The 1,587-nt window shown below is 56.5% G+C and carries 1 rRNA gene; it reads right to left on the bottom strand.

The features are described from left to right. Window positions 1-13: 13 nt before the first annotated feature. Window positions 14-1,548 (bottom strand): 16S ribosomal RNA (locus MQW23_RS19355). Window positions 1,549-1,587 lie beyond the last annotated feature (39 nt).

Here is a 1,587-nt window from a genome sequence, read left to right as displayed (position 1 = left end):
ATGACGCATCGTTTAAGGAGGTGATCCAGCCGCAGGTTCCCCTACGGCTACCTTGTTACGACTTCACCCCAGTCATGAACCACACCGTGGTGATCGCTTTCCCGAAGGTTAAGCTAACCACTTCTGGTGCAGTCCACTCCCATGGTGTGACGGGCGGTGTGTACAAGGCCCGGGAACGTATTCACCGTGGCATTCTGATCCACGATTACTAGCGATTCCGACTTCACGGAGTCGAGTTGCAGACTCCGATCCGGACTGAGACCGGCTTTTCGGGATTCGCTTACTCTCGCGAGTTCGCAGCCCTTTGTACCGGCCATTGTAGCACGTGTGTAGCCCTGCTCGTAAGGGCCATGATGACTTGACGTCGTCCCCACCTTCCTCCGGTTTGTCACCGGCAGTCTCCCTAGAGTTCCCGCCATTACGCGCTGGCAAATAGGGACAAGGGTTGCGCTCGTTACGGGACTTAACCCAACATTTCACAACACGAGCTGACGACAGCCATGCAGCACCTGTCTCTGCGTTCCCGAAGGCACCCCGGAATCTCTTCCGGGTTCGCAGGATGTCAAGAGCAGGTAAGGTTCTTCGCGTTGCATCGAATTAAACCACATGCTCCACCGCTTGTGCGGGCCCCCGTCAATTCATTTGAGTTTTAACCTTGCGGCCGTACTCCCCAGGCGGTCGACTTATCGCGTTAACTTCGCCACAAGGTGCACAAGGCACCCAACGGCTGGTCGACATCGTTTACGGCGTGGACTACCAGGGTATCTAATCCTGTTTGCTACCCACGCTTTCGCACCTCAGTGTCAGTGTCAGTCCAGAAGGCCGCCTTCGCCACTGGTATTCCTCCCGATCTCTACGCATTTCACCGCTACACCGGGAATTCCACCTTCCTCTCCTGCACTCTAGCCTGACAGTTCCGGATGCCGTTCCCAGGTTGAGCCCGGGGCTTTCACAACCGGCTTGTCAAGCCACCTACGCGCGCTTTACGCCCAGTAATTCCGATTAACGCTTGCACCCTCCGTATTACCGCGGCTGCTGGCACGGAGTTAGCCGGTGCTTCTTCTGCGAGTGATGTCTTTCCTGACGGGTATTAACCGTCAGGCGTTCTTCCTCGCTGAAAGTGCTTTACAACCCGAGGGCCTTCTTCACACACGCGGCATGGCTGGATCAGGGTTGCCCCCATTGTCCAATATTCCCCACTGCTGCCTCCCGTAGGAGTTCGGGCCGTGTCTCAGTCCCGATGTGGCTGATCATCCTCTCAGACCAGCTACGGATCGCGGTCTTGGTGAGCCGTTACCTCACCAACTAACTAATCCGACATGGGCTCGTCCGATAGCGGGAGCCGAAGCCCCCTTTCTCCCGTAGGACGTATGCGGTATTAGCCTGGGTTTCCCCAGGTTATCCCCCACTACCGGGTGGATTCCCATGCATTACTCACCCGTCCGCCGCTCGTCAGCGTCCAGCAAGCTGGACCTGTTACCGCTCGACTTGCATGTGTTAAGCCTGCCGCCAGCGTTCAATCTGAGCCATGATCAAACTCTTCAGTTTAAAATCAGTGTGATTCTTGCCTGCCCCACATACGAAGAC

Origin of the sequence: Halomonas sp. S3-1-1 (genome assembly GCF_023757625.1) — a bacterium.
Lineage (GTDB): Bacteria > Pseudomonadota > Gammaproteobacteria > Pseudomonadales > Halomonadaceae > Vreelandella.
The sequence above is the reverse complement of the archived record's forward strand: the minus strand, read 5'-3'. Positions and strand labels throughout refer to the sequence as shown.